The following is a 22,619-nucleotide window of genomic DNA, read 5'->3' on the forward strand; positions in this document are numbered from 1 at the left end:
CGCCTGCCGGTGGCAGCATCACCCCTCGTGAGGCGCAGCCGCCAGACCGGAGTGCTTCACCGCTTCACGCAGCAGATCGGCCAGGTGGTCCTGAAGGTTGGCATAGCTAGCTTCCAATGCAGGCACTTCGTGGAGTGGGCGCGAAAGCAGAGCATGGCAACACGGGATGAGGAAGTTTCATGGCCGCTAACCAGTACGAATGCACGCTAAGCTGACGAAAAACTCAGAGCGCAAGCGTTCTGTTATGTGAGCCAGACGAACGTTAGATGTTCTGAATACGACGACCTTCTGCTGAGTGAGGGCATGAAACACATGCCTGTACCGGGCAGAAGGTCGTTGTTTATTGCCCGGCACCCTGCGTATTGACCCGATCAGTGTTTCACTGAGGAAAGCTTTCCTCTAAGCCCAAACTTCCTCTGCTAATCTGGCTCCATCATCTCTGCAGTTGGATGGAATTTGATGGCATTCGTAGACTTGTTCGTTGCCCAAATCGTAGCGATCGAGGTAGGGCTCTACCATGCTCACGCCCGAATGGACGCCAGGACGGACAGTGAAGCGTTGCATGACCTCAGAATCAATCTGCGGCGCATAAGAAGTCTGTTACGGCCATTACGCGAATTAGAAGGCATCGCACCACTGAATGAGGCAGCCGCCGAGGTGGGCAGGCTGACCACCCCCGAGCGTGATCTGGAGGTATTGATCGAAGAGCTTGAGGCGCAAGGGTTCACAAAGCAGGCCAATGTCAGAAAGGCTACTTTACAGGCCAGCTATGGCCGGATTGTTAGAGACCGTGCGATCAACCAGCTCTTTTCACAACTGGATGAGTGGCCCCTGGTTTTCCGAAGTGCTGAGCGGGCAGGCGCATTACGCAATATTAAAAAGCAGATCATCAAACGCTTGCACAAGCAGGTCGAGCGTCTCAAGACTGCGTTAGCAGACCCGCAGTTTGATCGCCATCAGTTAAGAATTCTGGTCAAACGTACGCGCTACCTGAACGATGCTTTTCCTCAACTTTCACTCCTGTCTGATGAAGCCGCAGCATCGCTCAAGGCAGTACAGTCAGCCCTCGGCGCTTGGCACGACCATTTCCAGTGGTGCCTCAAAGCCAAACACGAAAAAGACCTGCAGCCGCTTGCGCAGGTGTGGCACGCAGCAGCCGAAACTGCACTCATGAAAGCAGAGGCTCAGTTGGCACAGCTGCTACGGCTACTGGCGACGAAAAAGCGCTTACCTCAAAGATCTGGCAAAAAACAAAATAAAGACCTGCCGATGCACGGCAATGCCACTCACGTAGCGCTCGCGGGCAATGACAATTCCGTCAGCATTTCACTGCAGCTTGTCGGTAGGGAATGAGGAGCATCGAGTCGAGCTTGCAGTCGCTCGGCAAAGGCTTCTGCTTGCTCATGACTGCCAAAACTCACAGCGCAGGTACCCAATGTTACCTCCCACCCAGCCTTGCTCTGTGCTGGTTTTATCTCAACTTTCATCCGTAAAGTCCTCAGGGAAATGACACAAGGAGCAGATGATAGCTTGTTCACAGCATGTGGCCAAACGCCATGTGATGGCTCTATCTTGCGGCTTTCAGGCTTTCAGGCTTGCTGATTATTGATGCCGTCAGTTGGCAGGATAGCGTTTTAGACCACTCGCGCTGCGCTAACCCGGGCCGTCGCGCCAGCGCCGCAGGTCGGCCAGCCAGGCCTCCGGCCGCTCGATCAGCGTCTCGTACTCGCCGCGCCAGACTTCGCCGCTGTCGCCGTCCAGGGTGATCAGGTCGCCCTCGGCCAGCACCTCGCCGCTGGCGAACTGTAGGTAGCCGCGCTCGGCCTCGACGTGCAGGCTGTTGCAGCCGACCAGGCAGACCTTGTCCATCTGCCGTGCCACCACCGCAGCATGGGCGGTGCGCCCGCCGCGCACACTGAGCACGCCGTTGGCCAGGGCGATGCCGGCGAGGTCCTGGGTCGCCATCTCCGTCCTTACCAGGATTACCGACCTGCCGGCTCGGTGCAGCGCTTGCGCCGCGGCCAGGCTAAGGGCGATGCAGCCGCTGGCGACCCCAGGGCTGGCGGGCAGGGCACGCGCCAGCGGCATATCACCGGGGCGCAGCGCCAGGTGGCGGCGGCCGACAGCCTCCAGATCCAGACCCGCGAGCCGTTCCAGGGCGCGCGCCGGGTCGATCCGGCCCTCGCGCACCTGCTCGACCGCCACCACCACCGCCGCCCAAGGGGTGCGCTTGCCCGAGCGGGTCTGCAGCAGGTAGAGCACGCCTTCCTCGATGGTGAATTCGAATTCCTGCATGTCCCCGAATGCGGCCTCGAGCACCGTGGCGGCCTCCTGCACCTCGGCCGCCAGCGTCGGCATGCAGCGCTCGAACAGGTTCAGGTCGCCCAGCGCGTGGCGGCCGGAGACAAGGTCCTCGCCCTGACTGTTGAACTGGAAGTCGACGTACAAGTGCTTCTCGCCGGTCGCGGGGTCGCGGCTGAAGGCGACCCCCGAGCCCGAGGTGCCGCCGCTGTTGCCAAACACCATCGCCTGCACCGCGACCGCAGTGCCGAGGCCTTCCGGGATGTCGTTGAGCCGGCGGAAGGTCGCCGCCTTGCCCGAGTCCCAGGATCTGAGGATCGCCAGTACCGCGCCCTGCAGCTGGTCCTGCGGATTCTGGGGGAACTCATGGCCGGTTACCGCGCGGAACAGCTCGAGGCTCTCCCGGGTGAGCGCGCGCAGCGCGTGGAAGTCGAGCTCTGCCGGAGCGGCGACCCCCGCGGTGGCGAGATGCCGGGCGGTCAGATCATCGAAGCGACCCGCCGGTGCGGCATGCACCACTTCCGCGTAGCTTCTCACCAGGCGCCGGTAGGAGTCCCACACCAGGCGCGGGTTGCCGGTGGTGCGCAGCACTCCTGCGGTAGTGGCGTCGCACAGTCCTATATTGAGCAGGGTCTCCAGCATGCCCGGCATGGACACCGGCGCGCCGGAACGCACCGACACCAGCAGCGGCCGGCGGTGGCCGCCGAAGCTGGTGCCGCTGCGCTGTTCCAGCCAGCGCATGTGATCTACCAGCGCACCGCCGAGTGTCGGCAGCGCGCCTCCTGCCTGATGCCAGGCCCGGTACCAGTCGGTGGTGAGAACGAAGGCTGGCGGCACCCGCAGACCGGCCGCGGCCATGCCCGCGAGGTTCCAGGCCTTGACCCCGAGCCGATCGGCGCCGGCCGCCGGTGCCGCCTCGCCGGCACCGATATGGAAGATCTGCTGAATGAGGGGCAGGTCGCTCATAGGTACTCCTCACAGGGCCGCGCGGGCCAGCGTCTGATCCCGCAGCATCTGCACGGTGTGCCTCAGTGCATCGGTCGCGCGCTCCAGATTGCCGGCGATGGCGTCGAGCACATAGAGCTCGCGCGCCTCGATCTCCTCGGCGAGCAAGGCATGGCGGACCTGACGCAGGGTGTCGTCGGCCATCTTCTCCAGATCGACTACCCGGTGTGCCGCCTGGAGGAAATCCTGCATGTCCTCGCGCGCCGTTCCCCGCCCCAACGCCTGTGCCGCGACCAGCGCCTTGAGGTATTCCTGAGTCGCCGACAGGGCGAGCGCGAACAGCGCCGCCAACGGAGCAGCGGCCGGGTGCGCCAACGGACTGCGCGGCAGCAGCGAGCAGTGAAAGGCGGCCTCTTCCAGCTCATCGGTGACGTCGTCGGCACGGCTGGCGAGCCGGAGCATGAATTCACCGCATTCGACGCGCGGGCTCCTCTCGCGCACGCGCAGCACCAGGTCGTCGGCGCGCCGCTCCCAGTCCTTGGCGCGCAGGGCACGGGCCGCCAGGCACTGGTTGAAATCGGCGATGCCCAGTTGCAGCCAGGCGTCGCGCAGGCTTTCGGCGATCTCGACGGTGTAGGCCGCGTGTTCGACCACCGCGTCGAACAAGTCCTGTTCAGCACTGTGCAAGTAGCTGAAGAACTCGGCTTGCACCTCGTCGCGCACCAACGCCTGGGAGCGCCCGGCGAGCAGTGCATTGCTGCAGGCGGCAAGCACGAACTGCAGCAGGTGGCGCGCCTGCGGCAGGCCGATGATCTGTTGGAGTTGTTCGCCATAGCGCAGGCTGCCGTGGCCAGCAGACTCGAGCGTGTCGTATAGCAACTGCTGGCCACCACAGAGCAGGAAAGCTATGTGTCCATAGCCGTTCTTCGCCGCCCAGGACAGCAGCGCGATCGTCTCCTCGTTCGGCAGGAACGCCTTGAGCTGCTTGCGCGCCTTGTTCCAGTCGATCAGGAACACCAGCCGCGAGCCCAGCAGGTCAAGGAACTGCAGCAGCTTGTCGCGCTGGGCGGAGCGGAAGCGACCGATGCACAGGCGATAGAGCCCATCCTCCATGCTCGGGTCCTCGCGCGAACGGGCGCCTTCCCAGTCGACTTCGACGGCATCGAACAAGCCTTGGAAGAACTGCAAGCGCTGGAGGTGGACATCGGTGTAGGTGACGGTCACCTCGTCCACGCGCACATGCACCACCAGTACATGGGCGTCGGTGGTGCCGATGTCGTTCTGGATGATCAGGGTGTCGCCCGAACGGGTCGCCGTGGTGCCAAGGCCGGGATGGTTGAACTTGAGCGGCGCCGTCTGGTGGAGGCCGGCCATGAACGCGCGTACTGCGTCCCGATCCGCCTCGTCGATGTTGTAGACCGCCGCCCCTTCCAGATACTCCGCAGCAAGCCGGCTTTGCACCTGGTTGAGCGCCTTGTGCGCATCCATCACCAGCAGATGCCAGCTGTCACCGGCTTCGCGGTCGCCTGAGGTCAGCAGGCCCAGGGCCTGGTCGTCGAGCAGGTCGTCGGCAGGGCGCTGGATCCGTTCTGACAGACGTGCCAGTCGCGTAGTGAATTCCGCCTCTTCGCCGCTTGCCAACAGACCGAGCGGCACCAGCATTTGCTGCATGTCCTCGACGATACCGCAGACCAGTCCCTCTGCATAAGGGATGCGATAGCGGCCATTCTCCTGCAGGGCACTGCCGACCACTGTATCCAGCTCTACGCTATCCACACCGCAGGCCAAGCGCTCGACGTGCATTGAGGAAAATGGCAAGTCTGGTCGTCGCGCACGGGAGCGAGCCGCCTGCAAGAGGGCGAATCGGTATTTCAGCCGATCATTGGCGGCGAGCGCCGTGTTCACCAAGGCCGGCAGGGCGATGACCTCCTCGCCCAGGGCAAGCATGATCTTGCTCTTGTCCACCATGATGAACCCTCGCCGGGACCTTTCCCCTGTCTCTTCAGATTAGTCGCGCAGGGTGTCGCCCTGGGGGCGACTGGATGATCGGCAGCGGAGGCCGTGGCCGTTCGTCATTCATGCAAGGCAATGACGCGGTCAAAGCACATTCAGATGCTGAAGATCTGTTGTCGCTGACTACTAACCGGGCCTGACCGTCCCCCCTGATCGTAGTTCGGTACGCGGCCTCCCGCCGCCGAGGACTTGCCTGGTCACCCAAGCGCGACCAGCCACGCGATTTTCAAGGAATACGGGGCACCAAAGGCCTGCTGAGCCCAGACTAAAAAAGACCAACAAAGCCCCGCATATCCATTCGCATCCTTCCCTCCCCCTGCGCCATCGAGCGAGCAGGCAATCGTACCGGCCCGGCGCCGAGAGCTGGCCGACGATCGGCACCGATTCTTCGTCAGAGTAACTTTCATTATGAAATTCACTATGTAATATTATGACCGAAATATAAACGAACACCGATCTGGAGAATCCCGATGAAAAGAGCCAGTTTCCAACCCATGCCTTGTCCGGTCGCCCATGCCCTCGAGCACATTGGTGACGGCTGGAGCTTGCTGATCCTGCGCGATGCCTTCTACGGCCTGCGCCGTTTCGACGAGTTCCTCAACAGCCTTGGTATCGCCTCGAACACCCTGACCCGCCGCCTGAATGATCTGGTGGCAGCCGGTTTGCTGGAGCGCCGCCCCTATCAGGACAACCCGCCACGCCATGAGTACCACCTCACCGAAGCGGGCCGGGATCTACGCCCGGTCATCCTGACGCTGATGGCCTGGGGCGCCCGCCACTCCAGCGGTTCAGACAAAGTTTTCCTGGCAGACGAAACAACCGGACAACCCGTGGCGCTGGCGTTGATGGATGCCAATACCGGTAAGCCCATCACCCATGAGGGCCACCGAGTACATGTGTCGCACGATGCCGATGAATTGACTCAATGGCGTGTCCGTACCGGCCAGGCCTACCGCCAGACCGATGCTCTGGTCAGTCACTTTCCCAATTAACCTTCCGCAGAGGTCATTTCGCCATGGAAGCTCAAGTCAGCGCTGAGCCCAAACAAGCAGACACCCCCGCCTCATCCGCCCCCGCCCGCCGCAAGAAAGCATTGCGCCTGGGGCTGCTGACCCTCGCCGTGATCGGCGCCGTCGGCTATGGCAGCCATTGGTGGTTGGTCGACCGCTTCATCGAAGATACCGACGACGCCTACGTGGGCGCCGATGTCACGGTCATCAGCGCCAAAGTGCCGGGTTATATCAGTGAGGTGGCGGTGCTGGACAACCAGTTTGTCAAAGCCGGCGATCTGCTTGCCCGTATCGATGTGCGCGACTATCGCGCCGCATTGGCCAAGGCCGATGGCGCCGTGGCGGCGCAGCAGGCCAGCCTGATCAATCTCGATGCGACCGAACAGCTGCAACAGGCGGTGATCGACCAGGCCAAGGCACAGATCGATGCCTCGGATGCCGAAGCGCAACGGGCTGGAGATGATCGCACGCGCTATCAGAATCTGGTGCGCAGCCAGGCTGTGTCGGTAGAGAGTGCCCAGCGGGTCGATGCCACCTGGAAAACCGCCCGAGCTGATCGCGCTCGGGCTGACGCCGGACTGCTGGCGGCACGCCGTCAACTGGCGGTGATCGAAAGTCAACGCGGCCAGGCCCGGGCAGCGCTGCAACAAGCACAAGCCGAGCGCGAACAGGCCCAGCTGAACATCGGCTATACCGAGTTGCGCGCGCCCGTGGATGCTTACGTCGGTAACCGCCGCGCCAGGGTCGGCACCTACGCCGCCGCTGGTAGCCAACTGATCTCGGTCGTGCCGGCGAAGGGGCTGTGGATCGACGCCAACTTCAAGGAGGACCAACTGGCGCGCATGCAGGTTGGCCAAGGTGTCAGCATCCGGGCCGATATCCTGCCCGGCCGCGAGTTTCACGGTCACATCGAAAGCCTGGCGCCGGCCACTGGCGCGCAGTTCAGCGTGCTGCCACCGGAAAACGCCACGGGCAACTTCACCAAGATCGTCCAGCGAGTGCCGGTACGGGTACGTCTGGACATCGCCGATGCCGAATTGGGTGCACTACGTCCCGGGTTGTCGGTTGTTGCTCAAGTGAACACTCATGATGCGTTGCAGCACAACGACGCTGCATTGGCAGGCCAGCCATGAGCAGCCCACTGCCCACACTGACCATGGCACAAAAAGTCGCCGCCTTCGCCACCATGTGCGTCGGCATGTTCATCGCCCTGATCGACATCCAGATCGTCTCCGCCTCGCTCAAGGACATCGGCGGCGGCCTGTCGGCCGGCGCAGACGATACGGTCTGGGTGCAGACAGCCTACCTCATCGCGGAAATCATCGTGATCCCCATGTCCGGCTGGCTCTCGCGAGTGATGAGCACGCGCTGGTTGTTCGCCGTGTCGGCAGCCGGTTTCACCTTGACCAGCCTGCTGTGCGCGTTGGCCTGGAACATCGAGAGCATGATCGCTTTTCGCGCCTTGCAAGGCTTTCTCGGCGGCTCGATGATCCCGTTGGTGTTCACCACGGCATTCATGTATTTCACCGGCAAGCAGCGGGTGATCGCAGCCTCCACCATCGGCGCCATCGCCTCGCTGGCCCCGACCCTGGGCCCTGCAGTGGGCGGCTGGATCACCGACATTTCATCCTGGCACTGGCTGTTCTATATCAACCTGGTACCCGGCCTGTTCGTGACTTTTGTCGTGCCGATGCTGGTCAAGGTTGACCGGCCCAACCCTGCCTTGCTCAAGGGTGCTGACTATATCGGCATGGTCCTGATGGCTGTGTTTCTTGGTTGTCTGGAGTACACCCTGGAGGAAGGGCCGCGCTGGAACTGGTTCAGCGACAGCACCATCGCTACCACCGCCTGGATTGCGGGCATTAGTGGCGGATTGTTCATATGGCGCTGCCTGGAAATTTCCGAACCCATCGTCGACCTGCGCGCACTGGGCGATCGCAATTTTGCCCTGGGCTGCCTGTTTTCCTTTATCACCGGTATCGGCATTTTCGCCACCATCTACCTGACGCCACTGTTTCTAGGGCGCGTACGTGGATACGGCTCGCTGGACATCGGCCTGGCGGTGTTTTCCACCGGCGTGTTCCAGCTGCTGGCGATCCCGGTGTATGCGATGTTGGCCAACCGCATCGACCTGCGCTGGATTCTCATGCTGGGGCTGTCCTTGTTTGCCCTGTCGATGTGGGACTTCTCCCCCATCACCCATGACTGGGGCGCCAAAGAGCTGCTGCTGCCGCAGGCAATACGGGGCTTTGCCCAGCAAATGGCCGTTCCGCCCGTCGTCACCCTCACCCTCGGCGCCTTGGCCCCTAACCGCCTCAAGCTCGCCTCGGGGTTGTTCAACCTGATGCGCAACCTGGGCGGAGCCATTGGCATCGCCGCCTGCGCCACCGTGCTCAACGACCGGACCAACCTGCATTTTCTAAGACTGGCCGAGCACCTCAATACCCGCAACGAAGCCATGAATACCTGGCTCGACCAACTGACCGTGAATGCACAACTGCTCGGGCAGAACAGCATTGATGCCAGCCAGGTCGCACTGCATCAACTGTGGGCCCTGACCTGGCGGGAGGCACAAACGCTAACTTATGCCGACGCTTTCCTGATGATCATGGCCTGCTTCGTGGTCGCCACGTTGCTGGTGCCGTTGATGCGTAAAGTTCAGCCGCCCAAACAACCGTCCGCCGACGCTCATTAATCACGCTTGAAGGATTATTCGATGAACACTTTGCTTGATCGCATGCTTCCCTATGGGCGCTTTGTGCTGGCTGCACTGGCCATCACGGTGGCCGGCTGCACAGTGGGTCCTGACTACCAGCGCCCCGCCGATCAGGCCGCCACTCAGTTCATGGCGCAGGACGCCTTGCAGCGCCGCGACGCCGGGCGCCCCGCACCCGAGCTGGAAAACTGGTGGAAAGGCTTTGAAGACCCGCAACTGACCCAGTTGATTCAGAGGGTTCTGGCGCAGAATCTTGACCTGGCCGTGGCCATGGCCCGCGTGGAGCAGGCTCGTGCCGTCGCCCGAGAGGCCGGCGCGACGCGCCTGCCTCAAGGAAGCCTCGATGGCCAGGTCGTGCGGCAACGCCAGTCATTGAAAAGCCCGCAGGGCCAATTGGCTAGCAGCCAGCCCGGCTATGACCGCAACCAGACATTGAGCGACATCGGCGCCGGCGCGAGCTGGGAGCTGGATCTGGCGGGGGGGCTCAAGCGCGGCGAGCAGGCAGCGCTGGACGACGCCCAGGCCGCGCAAGCCAGCCAGGCAGGTGTACGCGTTTCCGTTGCCGCCGAAGCAGCTGACGCTTACTTGCGCATTCGCGGTGCTCAGCAGCGTATTCAGGTATCCGAACAGCAGGTAAAAAACCAAAGCGATTTGCTCGATCTGGTCGAGACACGCCTGGCCCAAGGGCTGGGCAACCAGCGCGAGACCGCCCAGGCCCGGGCAGTGCTGCAACAGGCGCGTACCACCCTGCCGCCCTTGCGAGCCGAACTGGCGGTGCAACTCAACCGCCTCGACGTGCTGATGGGCGCCGCGCCCGGTACTTATGCCCGCGATCTGGCCGGTACCCCGCCCGATTTTTTTGATTACAAGATTCCACAGATTCCTTCCGACATCGCCCCAGGACAAATGCTGCGCCGGCGCCCTGATGTGATCGCGGCCGAGCGGCGTTTGGCCGCCAGCAATGAGCGGATTGGCGTAGCCACTGCGGAGTTTTACCCGAAGGTTTCGCTGGGTGGCCTCCTGGGTTTCTCCAGCCTGCATGGCGGTTCACTCTTTACAGAACAGGCATTCCAGCCACAGGCGCTGTTGGGGCTGCATTGGCGCCTGTTTGATTTCGGCCGTGTCGACGCGCAGGTCGCCCAGGCCAAAGGCGCAAATGCCCAGGCGCTGGCTGAATACCGCCAGTCGATGCTGCGCGCCAGCGAAGACGTCGAAAATGCCGTGGTGACCCTGACTCAACTAGAAGCCCAACGTCAGGATCTGGCCCTTGAAATCTCCTCCAGACAAGCCGCGCGACAAGCAGCGAGCGAGGCGTACCAAGGCGGTGCGGTGAGCCTGATCGAAGTGTTGAACGAGGACCGCGAACTACTCCGCACACGAGACCAGATGGCAGAACTCAATGCCAACGATGCGCGTGCCGCAGTGGCCACGTTCCGCGCTCTAGGGGGCGGATGGACCGTAGAGTAGCGCCGGTACGGTCGGCGAAAACCCAACTTTTTGAGACTTGGGCTTGTCGAGTTGATAGACCGTCGATCATTTCCCGGGACGCATCGCTGAGTTTGTATCGCTTGGCCATCAGGGGCTCCAGCCTTTGATGGCGGCGATTTTACCCATTTCGGTGTTTCAAGGGTTTTCGTACAAACCTAGCGTGCATTCATACTGGTTTTCGGCCATGAAACTTCCTCATCCCGCGTTGCCATGCTCTGCTTCCGCGCCCACTGGGTCAGCGCCAGCATCATTGCGAACCCAAGCACAATCAGCACCGGATAAGCCATCAGCAACTCGAACAGCGAATATTTCCACGCAAGGGGGCGCCCAACGCCCAGCATCGCGGCATACATCCAGGACACGCCCGACAGCGCGCCAGAGAAAATAGCCAGCATCCGAACGCCAAACGTGAGATCGAACAACGACCCGGCCTTTTGCAGCGCAGGCAGCACGGCACGATGCAACAACATACCGTTAAACGTCAGTAGCAGGACAATGATGACTTTGGCCTGGAGTTTCGGATTCGCAAAATAGCTCATTCCCTTATCAAGATAATCCACACCTACCACAGCCGCCCCTGTGATCCACAAAAATACCAATGCAATAACCACAGTCTTTTGAAGACTCTGCATATGCGCATTATCGTGTTCGGTCGACACACGACCCTTTAATAAATCATTGACCATCGCAACATCACTGGTAAATACCAGACCAATAGCTACGCAACAGGCCACAAGATGAACATAAACAAGCCCTAACCGCAAAAACTCCATGGTTTCTTTCTGCTCGAGAAGGCTGATAATTGTATTTAACGCCACGGTTAATCCCCCACCTAATACAATAGTGCAAACTGATCACTTAACAGGCTTATGAATTGCTTCATCACAACCATGATCAATCTCGTACAAACGGAACCAAATCAAAGACTTGGTATTACAAAAAAAATCGGCTCGCCCAGCGAGTTACTGATCCTGGCATTCAGCTACTCCAAATTCCGAGTAAAAAAAGCCCCATTTGCATTCAATGCACATGAGGTTCAACGTCCACTTCTTTTTTACTACTGACGCAGATCAGGTTCACAAGGATGCTGTCCGCTGGATGTTCAGAGGCCGGTACCTCCTGATCGTTCAGTACTGCCGACAGACGGTGGCAAATTAACACCTTAACGCTACCGCCTAATGCCAGCATCCTTCTCTCTAATGCGCGTAGCAGCAGGGCTGCTTCCCAACCGGTGCCGTTGATCGCACGAACAGTGAATAAGCATGCGCAAACAGACCAATATCGACCGAATTACATCTAAGTATCATTCCCAATAACAACAAAGAACTCCCACTGACACGGGCAGACTTAAGGTAAAACTTGCGCAGCATGTCTGCGAGTTGAAGGACTTCAATCCCCGCCCCCAGTAGCTGCGGTTGACAGCATTCACTTTTGGCCTGGGTTGCGTGAAAACATTCGGGATTGTCTAACTCAGCGAATTTTCGTACAGAATCTAATTACAGTTAGCCATAATCGGAGTCTGTACGTGGCCGGGATGCTGCCGACTAACCTTGCATTCAAGAGGGACGCACTAAGGCGTGCCCCTTAATTTAGCGTTATGCACAAGGAGCAACGAGTGCACTTATTTGAAACACAGAGGCTGATCGGGCGGCCATTATCGCGGCAGGATCTGCCCGCACTTACAGAGATTCTGAGCGATCCTGAGGTGATGAAGTACTCTGTTCGTGGGGTTTGCGACGAGAATGCCACGCGTAATTTTATTGACTGGTGTCTGGAATGCTATGCATCTCACGGAATGGGTCCATGGGCGCTGGTGGAAAAGGTTTCCAATGAACTCGTTGGATTTTGTGGTGTTGGGCCAGAATTGGTTGACGGAGTAGAAGAAGCTAACTTGGGTTATCGGTTGGCCAGAAGGTACTGGAACCAGGGTCTTGCGTGCGAAGCAGCCAAAGGAGTTCTTGATTTCGCTTTTGCTCGCAGGCAACTGGCATCCGTCGTCGTAATAATCGAGCCGGAGCATGTGGCCTCGCTCAGAGTTGCTGAACATGCTGGATTTAACGAGTTCGACGTTCTTGAATTTCATGGTCGGCCGGTGCGCTTGTACCGGTTGACTTGCCAAGACTGGAATACATTGCATAACAACTCCATGCACGCGACAAGCGCGTGATGGCGGCGTCGACCTCTTGGGGCATTACATGGCTCCGCTCGCTTACGCCCAGATGCAGGTGGTTGCTCAGGCTGTCGAAGCGAGCGGTGGTGATGCCCGAACACAAATTTTCTGACAGTCCCCCTGAACCTGCATCAGTCAAAACGCTTTCAGCAGCGGAGCCGGGTCATTTGTAGATCGGTACTGAAACCGATCCGGACCGCTGCCCGGCCTCTGCCCGTAGACGTTTGCCCAACTCCGTAATCTTTGCCTCTGCGACTTTCAACGCTTCCAGGCTGGTGTGTACGGAGTAGTTACCCATATGCAGATCGTGCGGGTGAGCAATGGCCGACCCGAGCACAAACACCACGTCTTGCTTGTCCCCAGCCTCGAGTTTCAACGCACCGTTACCTGGCACGAAGGCGACGAGTTCTCCCGCCTGGACAAGCTGCGGTGTATGAACCGTTCCCCGACTGACACTGAGCCAAAGCACCTCATGCCCGGACGGTGGCTGGTATTCCCAGCTTTGACCCGCGGCCAGTGTCACCAATAGATAGTTCAGGCCCGAAGGGGCACGTACGGGGCTGCGAATGCCCTGGTATTCGCCGACGATTACGCGCGCCGGCCCTACCTGTGGGATGGCCTGTGCTTCCAGGTACTGGCTGTCGACCGGCGCGTTTTCCAGGTCAGCGGGCAGCGCGATCCACAGCTGAAACCCCTGGATCCGCGCCGAGGTGCCGGCAGACATTTCTTTCCCATGCCAGACACCCCCGCCTGCGCGCATCCATTCGACACCGCCGTAGCCGATGAGTCCGAAACCTGCATCCGGATCATCAAAGCGAAGGTTGCCTTCAGTGATCACGGTAATGGTCGCGATCCCCGAATGGGGATGCAGCGGCATGCTGCCAATGAGCGACGTATCGGCGTCGATCAGGTCGAGAAACACAAACGGCTTGAGTAACTGGCCCAGGTCCGAAGGACTCATGAGTCGAACAATGGGGCCGTGCCCATGACCGCGGGTGCGCAGGCTGATGTCGCGCGAGGCATTGTTTTGGGGAGCGGTGGCGGGACTCATGTTCATGTTCTCTCCATTTTCGAAGTGGCGTCAGAGGTATTGGCCTGCCGCAGCTGCAAGGCCACGAAGATACGAATGGCCCAGACGATGCGGTTCAAAGCCGTCGTTGAAAGTGTCATGTAGCGTTTTCCCTGAAAGGGTTTACGAAATTGAGCCCAGCGTATCCAGACGCCTATTGATTGAGTAGTAGGCATAATTGACTTGAACCCGTCCATTTCTGGAAGTAATACGGTGCTGGACCTCAACGAAATCTCGATATTTGTTCAGGTGGTGCAGGCAGGCAGTTTCGCTGGCGCGGCGCATGGGAATGCCGCCCAACACCCTGAGCCGGCGCGTTCGTTGAGCAGATCGTCAAGCATTTGCAGGAGGATGTTCTGTCAGGCTGCTAATAAGCCTGCTCATGGCATGTTGTGTTATCCGTCGATATTCCAGAGCGTGGGGGCGCGGACAAAAAGTACCCGCAAACAGAAAGTACCGATGTACAACTTCCAGCAATAGCGACTAGCCCAAGGGAATGTGAATAGACGTTCACCCCAGGCAGCGCTCTACGAGCTCCGCGGCACTGGCTACTGGAGCTTCGCAGGTACGGTTACGGCACACATAGGCGCTGGCTTGCCCCGCGATCGCATGCCGGCCCACGCCGATGGGCACATCCTCGGCAAAGGCCAGGACCCGTGCCGGCAGGTAGCGGCGTCGCAGGCTCGCCACCAAGGCACTGGCGGCGCAACGTTCGCCAGCGATAACGATGCTGACCGGGCCACGCTGTACGAAGTCCTGCGCCGCCAGGAGATGGGCAAAGTCGAAGGGACTCCGGGCGGCTGCGGCGCGGTACATCGTGAACACCTGCTCGGCACGCTCGCGGTATAGCTCGCGGCCAGTCAGCTCAAAGAGTCGCAAGAACGCGAATACGCTGCTCGAAGTGCCCGACGGCCAGGCATTGTCGTGCGGCGCGCGGGGCCTGTGCACCAGCGGCTCGCCATCACTGGACGTGAAGTAAAGCCCGTCCTCCCAGAACTTCTCGAGGATCAGCTCGACCAACCGCGTGGCGCGTTCGAGATAACGCTGATCGAAGTCGCACTCGTAGAGATCGAGCAACGCGTTGGCGAGGAAGGCGTAGTCCTCGAGAAAACCCGGAACCTTGGCCGTGCCCTCTCGCCAAGCCCGGTACAGGCCATCCTCGGGCGTCGAAAGTCGGTCCAGAATGAAATCGGCGGCGCGTCTCGCGGCGTCCAGGTGGGTTGCGGTTCCGGTCGCCTGATAGGCGGCGCAAAGACCCTGGATCATCAGCGCGTTCCAGCTGGTGAGGATATTCTCGTCGCGCCCCGGACGAACGCGCCGGGCACGCGCCACCAACAGCTTGTCGCGCAGGCCCGCCAGTTGCGCTTCCTGCGTCACGTCCAGTGCGACGGCGCGGTGCAGCACGGTGCTGCCATGCTCGAAGTTCCCGCTGGCGGTCACACCCCAGGCCCGACAGGCCAGCGCGGCGTCCGGGTCGCCGAGGACGGCCTGCACCTGCGCGGGTGTCCACACATAGAATTTGCCTTCTTCACCCTCGCTGTCAGCGTCTTCGCTGGCGTAGAAACCGCCCTCAGGATGCGTCATGTCACGCAGCAGGTAGTCGATCGTCTCTTCGAACACGCGCCGCCAGGCAGGCTTGCCGGTCGCGCGATAGGCGTCGGCATAGAGTTTCACCAGCTGGCCGTTGTCGTAGAGCATCTTTTCAAAATGCGGTACGGCCCAGCGCTCATCCACGCAGTAGCGAGCGAAGCCGCCGCCCAGGTGATCGTAGAGTCCACCGGCGGCCATGCCATCGAGGGTCAGCGCAAGGGAGCGCAGCAAGTCTGGCTCGTGCAAGCGCTGATAGAGACGCAGGACCAGATCGTGGCAGGCCGGGTTGGGAAACTTCGGTGCGCTGCCCAGGCCACCATGCACAGGGTCGGTGTTCTTCGCAAACAGTCGGGCAGCAACGGCCGGTGGGTCTTGCTCCGGCGGCGTCTCGCCCTCCAGCATCAGCGTCTCCATCTCGCGGTAGCCCTGGAGGAGCAGCTCGACGTTCTGGCGCATCGCCGCGCGGTTGTTCTGCCAGGCCGCGCTCAGACCGTGCAGGAGCTGGGTGAACCCAGGCCTGCCATAACCTTCCTGCGGCGGGAAGTAGGTGCCGCCGAAGAACGGCTCGCGCTCCGGCGTGAGGAATACCGTTAGCGGCCAACCGCCGCCCTGCCCCATCATCTGCACGACTTTTTGATAAATGTCGTCGAGGTCAGGCCGCTCCTGGCGGTCGACCTTGATGTTGATGAAGCGCTCATTCATCAGGCGCGCAACCTCCGGGTTCTCGAACGACTCATGGGCCATTACGTGACACCAGTGGCAGGCGGCATAACCCAGCGACAGGTGGATGGGCTTGTCCTCGTCGCGCGCGCGGCGGAACGCCTCCTCGCCCCAGGGATACCAATCGACGGGGTTCTCTGCGTGCTGGCGCAGATAAGGTGAAGTTTCCCTGGCGAGTCGATTGCTCATCACTGACTCCTCACAACAGACCCAACTGCAGGCGGGCTGCATCGGACATGCGGCTTTGATCCCAGGGCGGCTCCCAGACGATCTCGACCTCGACCTGGCTGACCCCGGGGATGGTTTCGACCCTGGTGCGCGCCTCCTCCTTCAGCACGTCGCCCATCCCGCAACCGGGCGCGGTCATGGACATCTTGATCTCGACTCGCTGACCGCCGTCGGCGAGCGGCCGGGCCTGGCATTGGTAGATCAGCCCGAGATCGACCACATTGACCGGAATCTCCGGGTCGTAGACGGTGCGCAGCATATCGAGCACCTGCCGGATGTCGAAGGCGCCGCTCGCCGCCGGCTGGGCGCTCGCTTGGGGTTGCCCGCTCTGGTGAGCATCCAGCCCCAGGGCATCGGCGTCGGCGGCGGCGATCCGCGCCAGCCGGCCCCTGGAGATTTGAACCGTGAAGCTGCCACCGAGTGCCTGGGTCACCACCACGCGCTCGCCGCGCCCCAACTGCAGCCGCTCCCCGCCCGGAATCAGGGTCACCGCGCAGTCCCGCGCAAGCTCTATCCACTGGGGCTGGCTTGGCTGGTTCGGGTTGTCGAACTGGAAACCGGCGCCGCGCAGGTCATGCACGAAATCGATGGACAGGCCATTGGCTCTCCGTGCGCTCGCCGGATCGAGCAACAGGCTGATGCCGTCCGTTTCGACGGCCATATCGCCTTCCTCGCCGGGCTCGAAGAGCAACTTATGCACGAAGCGCTCGTCGATATTGAGCCGCACCCCGTCCACGCGCCCATCCTCCAGGGCGTCGCGCAAGATTCGCCGCGCCGAGTCGCTGAGACGAATGCTGGGGATGGGTAGATCGGCTGCCATGGCTTATTACTCCGTCGTGACCTGTGAGCTGCCACCTTCGAGGGCGCTGCGCAGCGTGTGCCAGGCCAGGGTGGCGCACTTGACCCGCACCGGGAACTCCCAGACCCCTGAAAGCACCGCGAGCTTGCCAAGCTGCGCGGGCGTCACCCGGGCGTTTGGCCCCTCGGTGAGCAGCGCATGCACATGGGCAAAAAGTGTCAGTGCCTCCTGCGGCTTCTTCCCCTTGACTGCAAGGGTCATCAGGGATGCCGAGGCCTGGGAGATGGCGCAGCCGGCCCCCTGGAAGGCAATGTCCTCGATCACGCCGTCCGCGAGCTTGATATAAATCCTGAGCTGATCGCCGCACAGCGGATTGAAACCTTCCGCCGTACAGGTGGCGTCCAGGAGCTCGCGGAAATTGCGCGGCCGCTTGCCGTGGTCGATGATCACGTCCTGGTAGAGGTCGCGCAGTTCATCGTTGCTCACCGGAACACCTCCTGGACCTTGGCCAGACCTGCCACCAGCGCATCGATATCTTGCTCGGTGCTGTAGCAGCCGAGCGAGGCGCGGGCGGTGGCGGCCAGACCGAAGCGGTTCATCAAGGGCTGCGCGCAGTGGTGCCCGGTGCGGATCGCGACCCCTTCACGGTCCAGAATGGTACCGATATCGTGCGGATGGATGCCGTCCAGAACGAACGAGAGGACGCCGACTTTCTGCGCCGCGGTGCCGATCAGCCGCAGGCCCGGCACTGCCGCGAGCGCCTTCTGTGCATAGGCCAGCACCGCCTGCTCGTGGGCGGCGATGGCCGCTGGCCCAAGCAGGCCCAGGAAGTCAACCGCCGCGCCGAGACCAATCGCGCCGGCCATGTTCGGTGTCCCTGCTTCGAACCTGTACGGCGGTTTGTTGTAGAGGGTCTTCTCGAAGCTGACCGAGAGGATCATGTCGCCGCCGCCCTGGTAGGGCGGCATGGCTTCGAGCAGCTCGTGGCGACCGTAGAGCACGCCTATACCGGTGGGCCCGTACATCTTGTGCCCCGACAGAGCGTAGAAGTCGCAACCCAGCGCTCGCACATCGACCTTAAGGTGGGGGGCCGCCTGGGCGCCGTCGACCAGCACGCGCACGCCTCGGGCATGGGCGAGTTCGACAATGCGCCGGATCGGGTTGATGGTGCCGAGCACATTTGAGACATGGGTAACGGCCACCAGCCGGGTCCGGGGCCCAATCAGCCGTTCCAGCTCATCGAGCAGGAGTTCGCCTGCGTCGTTGATCGGGGCCACCCGCAACCGGGCGCCGGTCTGCTCGCAGAGCATCTGCCAGGGCACGATATTGGAGTGATGCTCCATGGTGCTGATCAGCACCTCGTCGCCCGCGCGCAGCTGCGCCTTGCCATAGGTTTGCGCCACGAGATTGACCGCTTCGGTCGTGCCACGGACGAAGACAATCTCCTCGACGTGCTCGGCATTGAGGAAGCCCTGGACCTTGGCCCGAGCCTTCTCGTACTCCTCGGTGGCGCGCACCGAGAGGTAATGCACGCCTCGGTGCACGTTGGCGTTCTCCTGCAGGAAGAAGCGTGACATCGCGTCAATGACCGCCTGCGGCTTCTGGCTGGTCGCGGCGCTGTCGAGGTAGATCAGCGGCTTGCCATAGATCCGTTGCTTGAGGATCGGAAACGCCTGGCGCACGCGCTCGACGTCATAGCCTGGCGCAACGTCGAGCGGTTTCGAGCGTCCCTGAAAATTGTTTTCGAGGTCATTCATGCCGACACCTCCAGGCCCCGCAGCTGCGCGGCGACCAGTCGCTCCACATGGGCCCGCAGCGGCTCCAGGTGAATGAGCTCCAGCATCTCGCTGACGAACGCATAGATCACCATAGACCGCGCCACCGCCAGGGGAATCCCCCGCGAGCGCAGGTAGAAAATAGCCTGCTCATCCAGTTGGCCGATGGCGGCGCCGTGGGCGCACTTGACGTCATCGGCGAAGATCTCCAGCCGTGGCTGGGTGTTGGCCTGGGCCAACCCCGACAACAAAAGATTCTTGTTGGTCTGGCTGGCATCCGTCTTCATCGCACCCGGACGCACGATGATCCGCCCGTCGAAGACCCCATGCCCGTGACCATCGATCACGCCCTTATAGAGTTCGCGGCTGGTGCAGCGCGGTGCCAGGTGCTCGATGGTCGTCTGGTTGTCCAGATGCTGCTCGCCCCGGGGCAGGTACAGGCCGTTCAGGGCCACATGCGCGCCGGGGCCCTCGAGCATGATCCGCACCTCCTGCCGTGCCAGCGCCGCACCCAGTGCAAAGGAGTGCGCGGCAAAGTGGCTGCCCTGGGCCTGACGCACATTGAGCAGCGCGACATGGAACGCCGCCGTGCTCTCGTTCTGCACCCGGTAATGCTCAAGCGCAGCATCCGTGTCGAGTACCACTTCGCTGACGGCATTGCTGAGGTAGACCTCTGCCCCGCTGCCGACGTGGCTTTCCACCAGGGTCGCGCGGCTCCCCGCTCCCATCAGCACCAAGGCGCGCGGCTGGGTCATCAGCGGTGTGACGCCCGGGGCCGAGAGGAACACCAGATGGATCGGCTCTTCGACCGTCGTATGAGCGGGTATCTGCACCAAGGCTCCGTCCTCGGCGAGGGCCGTATTGAGCGCGGTGAACGCCTGCGGTCGTGTGCGGAAGGCATGGGAGAACGGCGCTTCGAGCGTCCCGCTGTCGGCCGACAGCAGCCTGGCGAAATGGGTCACCCGGGTATCTGGAGGTAGCGCCTCAAGCACCGAAAACTCGGCAGCGAAATAGCCATTGACGAAGACCAGCCGCGGGCCGCCATAGTTGCCGACGAGCTGCTCGATACTGGCGTCGGACAGACCCCCGCTCGCGCCCGGCTCGGCTGGCCGCAAAGGAGTCTCCAGGATCGGCGCGACGCGTGTGTACTTCCAGGCCTCGTCCTTGGCCGCAGGAAAGCCGTGTTCGGCCACCCACTGGAACGCTGCGTTGCGCAATTCTCCCAGCCAGGCGGGCTGCCGGTCGTTGGCCCTGGGCTCAAGCCGCGCGAGAAACGCTACGCTCGCCGGAGTATTCATCGCGTGGCTCCGGGTGCTGACGGTGCCTGCTCGAAGCTCCCATAACCGTGCTTCTCGAGTTCGACGGCCAGGGCCTTGTCGCCGGACTGCACGATCCGGCCGTTGGCCATGACGTGGACGCGATCCGGGACGATGTAGTCGAGCAATCGCTGGTAGTGGGTGATGACCAGCAGCGCGCGATCCTTGCTGCGCAGCGCGTTGACGCCGGCCGCGACTATCCGCAGCGCGTCGATGTCGAGGCCCGAGTCGGTCTCGTCGAGGATGGCCAGTTTGGGTTCCAGAATCGCCATCTGGAAGATCTCGTTGCGCTTCTTCTCGCCACCTGAAAAGTCCACGTTGACGGAGCGGTTCATGAAGCTCTGGTCCATCTCGACCAGCGCCATGCGCTCCTTGGCGAGCGCGAGGAAATCCAGCGCGTCGAGTTCCTCGAGTCCACGCTGCTTGCGCACGGCGTTGAGGGCGGTGCGCAGGAAGTAGAGGTTGCCGACGCCAGGGATCTCGACCGGGTACTGGAACGCAAGGAAGATGCCGGCGACCGCGCGCGCTTCCGGCGCCATGGCGAGCAGATCCTGGCCCTCGTAGAGCACCTCGCCGCTGACCTCATAGGTATCAAAGCCCGCCAGCACTTGGGCCAGCGTGCTTTTACCCGAGCCGTTAGGCCCCATGATCGCGTGCACCTCGCCGGCGTCGACCCGCAACGTGATACCGCGCAGGATTTCACGGCCCTCGACGCTGGCGTGCAGATTATTGATCTCGAGCATGCTCCACCCCGGGCCTCAGCCCACGCAGCCCTCCAGGCTCACGCCCAGCAGTTTCTGGGCCTCCACCGCGAACTCCATCGGCAGTTCCTTGAACACCTCGCGGCAGAAGCCATTGACGATCATCGGCACCGCGTCCTCAGCGCTGATGCCGCGCTGCCGGCAGTAGAAGAGCTGCTCATCGCTGATCTTCGAGGTGGAGGCTTCGTGTTCGACCTGGGCGCTCGGGTTCTTCACCTCGACATAGGGGAAGGTGTGCGCGCCACACTGGCTGCCCAGCAGCAGGGAGTCGCACTGCGTATGGTTGCGGGCGCCGGTCGCGGCCTTCAGGATTTTCACCAGGCCGCGGTAGGTGTTCTGCCCATGGCCGGCTGAGATCCCCTTGGAGAGGATAGTGCTGCGCGTGTGCCGGCCAATGTGGATCATCTTGGTGCCCGTGTCCGCCTGCTGGTGGTTGGTCGTCAGGGCGACCGAGTAGAACTCGCCGACCGAATAGTCGCCCTGGAGAATCACCCCCGGATACTTCCAGGTGATGGCGGAACCGGTTTCGACCTGAGTCCAGGAAATTTTCGAGTGCGCGCCTGCGCACTTGCCGCGCTTGGTGACGAAGTTGAAGATGCCGCCGACCCCGTCTGCATCACCCGGGTACCAGTTTTGCACCGTGGCGTACTTGATCTGGGCGTTGTCCAGCGCGACCAGCTCGACCACCGCCGCGTGCAGCTGGTTCTTGTCGCGCATCGGCGCGGTGCAGCCCTCCAGGTAGCTCACGTAGGCGCCCTCCTCGGCGACGATCAGCGTGCGCTCGAACTGGCCGGTATCCGCGGCGTTGATGCGAAAGTAGGTCGACAGTTCCATTGGGCAGCGCACGCCCTTGGGCACGTAGCAGAAGGAGCCGTCGGAAAACACCGCCGAGTTCAGTGTGGCGAAGAAGTTGTCGCTGTAGGGAACGACCGAACCCAGGTACTTGCGTACCAGCTCCGGATGGTTCTGCACGGCCTCGGAGAAGGAGCAGAAGATCACGCCGACTTCGGCGAGTTTGTGCTTGAAAGTGGTCGCCACCGAGACCGAATCGACCACGGCGTCCACCGCCACGCCTGTCAGGCGCTCCTGCTCGGCGAGCGAGATGCCGAGCTTGCCAAACATCTCGCGCAGCTCGGGGTCGACCTCGTCGAGGCTATTGGGCCCCGGCGCTTTCGGCTTTGGCGCCGAGTAATAGATGATGTCCTGGTAGTCGATGGGCTCGTATTGGACGTTCTGCCAGGTTGGCTCGCGCATCGTCAGCCAGTGGCGGTACGCTTTCAGGCGCCAGTCGAGCAGCCACTGCGGCTCGTTCTTCTTCACCGAGATCAGGCGGATGACGTCTTCGTTGAGCCCGCGCGGGGCGGCGTCGCTCTCCAAATCGGTGACGAAGCCGTACTTGTACGCCCGGCTGCTGAGTTCGCGGATCCTGGCATTGTCAGTGCTCATCGCTGACTCCTCCTGCGTCTGGCAGGACGAATTTATCTTTTTACTATACTCCTTCCCTATCTTGCGGCGCGTGCGAGATCATCAAGATAGTAGCCTCCCACAAACAGGCCGGCCGGTAGGCCGCCTCGCTTTGGCTTTGGCTTTTGATCTACCCGCCCCTTCGGAAGGCCGAGTGTAGGCGTTCATCAGGGGGTAGGCGCGAAGCGCCGTTCGACGAAGTCGAACACATCGAGAGGAGGTCGAAGCGAAGCCGACCGGAGGCGATGCCCCCT

Annotated in this window: 17 protein-coding genes; 6 read left to right on the forward strand and 11 right to left on the reverse strand. The window is 61.8% G+C overall.

The genetic code is table 11. The annotated features are described in order from the left end of the window. Positions 1–459 precede the first annotated feature (459 nt). Positions 460–1,353 carry a CHAD domain-containing protein gene (locus AC07O1_RS26005; protein ID WP_495090657.1) on the forward strand — a complete coding sequence of 298 codons (894 nt, stop codon included), beginning with the start codon at positions 460–462 and terminating at the stop codon, positions 1,351–1,353. 300 nt (positions 1,354–1,653) lie between these two features. On the opposite strand, the gene AC07O1_RS26010 is transcribed toward AC07O1_RS26005, so the two are convergent. Both AC07O1_RS26010 and AC07O1_RS26015 read right to left on the reverse strand, forming a co-directional pair. Continuing rightward, the gene (locus AC07O1_RS26010; RefSeq protein WP_495090658.1) at positions 1,654–3,267 is read right to left on the reverse strand and encodes a PEP/pyruvate-binding domain-containing protein; all 1,614 of its coding nucleotides are present in this window, start codon (positions 3,265–3,267) and stop codon (positions 1,654–1,656) included. Between the two features lie 9 nt (positions 3,268–3,276). Then, positions 3,277–5,214, reverse strand: coding sequence for a DUF47 domain-containing protein (locus AC07O1_RS26015; protein WP_495090659.1), 1,938 nt, complete (start codon positions 5,212–5,214; stop codon positions 3,277–3,279). A gap of 515 nt (positions 5,215–5,729) precedes the next feature. On the opposite strand from AC07O1_RS26015, the gene AC07O1_RS26020 reads away from it, so the two are divergent. From AC07O1_RS26020 to AC07O1_RS26035, 4 genes are read left to right on the forward strand one after another with little or no spacing between them, the layout of a single operon-like run. Beyond that, positions 5,730–6,251 carry a winged helix-turn-helix transcriptional regulator gene (locus AC07O1_RS26020; protein ID WP_494992959.1) on the forward strand — a complete coding sequence of 174 codons (522 nt, stop codon included), beginning with the start codon at positions 5,730–5,732 and terminating at the stop codon, positions 6,249–6,251. Between the two features lie 23 nt (positions 6,252–6,274). Then, on the forward strand, positions 6,275–7,402 hold the full coding sequence (locus AC07O1_RS26025; protein WP_495090660.1) for an HlyD family secretion protein: 1,128 nt from the start codon (positions 6,275–6,277) through the stop codon (positions 7,400–7,402). Beyond that, a complete protein-coding gene (locus AC07O1_RS26030) occupies positions 7,399–8,964 on the forward strand; it encodes a DHA2 family efflux MFS transporter permease subunit (RefSeq protein WP_495090661.1) in 1,566 nt (521 codons plus the stop codon). The genes AC07O1_RS26025 and AC07O1_RS26030 overlap by 4 nt, the downstream gene beginning before the upstream one ends. Positions 8,965–8,985: 21 nt before the next feature. Further along, entirely contained in the window at positions 8,986–10,452 is a 1,467-nt protein-coding gene (locus AC07O1_RS26035; protein WP_495090662.1) for an efflux transporter outer membrane subunit, read from the forward strand. Positions 10,453–10,628: 176 nt separating this feature from the next. Here the strand turns inward: AC07O1_RS26035 and AC07O1_RS26040 are convergent, their stop codons facing one another. Beyond that, a complete protein-coding gene (locus AC07O1_RS26040) occupies positions 10,629–11,291 on the reverse strand; it encodes a hypothetical protein (RefSeq protein WP_495090663.1) in 663 nt (220 codons plus the stop codon). 797 nt (positions 11,292–12,088) lie between these two features. Between AC07O1_RS26040 and AC07O1_RS26045 the strand changes: the two genes are divergently transcribed. Further along, the gene (locus AC07O1_RS26045) at positions 12,089–12,640 is read left to right on the forward strand and encodes a GNAT family N-acetyltransferase (protein ID WP_495090664.1); all 552 of its coding nucleotides are present in this window, start codon (positions 12,089–12,091) and stop codon (positions 12,638–12,640) included. Between the two features lie 166 nt (positions 12,641–12,806). On the opposite strand, the gene AC07O1_RS26050 is transcribed toward AC07O1_RS26045, so the two are convergent. The 8 genes from AC07O1_RS26050 to sufB all read right to left on the reverse strand — a co-directional run bounded on the left by AC07O1_RS26050 (position 12,807) and on the right by sufB (position 22,347). Continuing rightward, positions 12,807–13,700 carry a pirin family protein gene (locus tag AC07O1_RS26050; RefSeq protein ID WP_495090665.1) on the reverse strand — a complete coding sequence of 298 codons (894 nt, stop codon included), beginning with the start codon at positions 13,698–13,700 and terminating at the stop codon, positions 12,807–12,809. Between the two features lie 522 nt (positions 13,701–14,222). Further along, entirely contained in the window at positions 14,223–16,211 is a 1,989-nt protein-coding gene (locus AC07O1_RS26055) for a thioredoxin domain-containing protein (protein WP_495090666.1), read from the reverse strand. 10 nt (positions 16,212–16,221) lie between these two features. Further along, positions 16,222–17,070, reverse strand: coding sequence for a putative Fe-S cluster assembly protein SufT (sufT, locus tag AC07O1_RS26060; protein WP_495090667.1), 849 nt, complete (start codon positions 17,068–17,070; stop codon positions 16,222–16,224). Between the two features lie 6 nt (positions 17,071–17,076). Then, positions 17,077–17,535, reverse strand: a complete 459-nt coding sequence (gene sufU / locus AC07O1_RS26065) for a Fe-S cluster assembly sulfur transfer protein SufU (RefSeq protein WP_494992968.1) — start codon at positions 17,533–17,535, stop codon at positions 17,077–17,079. Then, positions 17,532–18,806 (reverse strand): SufS family cysteine desulfurase, encoded by a 1,275-nt coding sequence (locus tag AC07O1_RS26070; protein WP_495090668.1) that lies wholly within the window; start codon positions 18,804–18,806, stop codon positions 17,532–17,534. The genes sufU and AC07O1_RS26070 overlap by 4 nt, the downstream gene beginning before the upstream one ends. After that, on the reverse strand, positions 18,803–20,122 hold the full coding sequence (gene sufD, locus AC07O1_RS26075) for a Fe-S cluster assembly protein SufD (RefSeq protein WP_495090669.1): 1,320 nt from the start codon (positions 20,120–20,122) through the stop codon (positions 18,803–18,805). The genes AC07O1_RS26070 and sufD overlap by 4 nt, the downstream gene beginning before the upstream one ends. Next, positions 20,119–20,883: a Fe-S cluster assembly ATPase SufC gene (gene sufC, locus AC07O1_RS26080; protein WP_495090670.1), complete on the reverse strand. Its 765-nt coding sequence runs from the start codon at positions 20,881–20,883 to the stop codon at positions 20,119–20,121. The genes sufD and sufC overlap by 4 nt, the downstream gene beginning before the upstream one ends. A gap of 15 nt (positions 20,884–20,898) precedes the next feature. Beyond that, on the reverse strand, positions 20,899–22,347 hold the full coding sequence (gene sufB / locus AC07O1_RS26085) for a Fe-S cluster assembly protein SufB (RefSeq protein WP_495090671.1): 1,449 nt from the start codon (positions 22,345–22,347) through the stop codon (positions 20,899–20,901). Positions 22,348–22,619: the final 272 nt, after the last annotated feature.

This window comes from Pseudomonas sp. GW821-FHT07G10 (assembly GCF_059418545.1).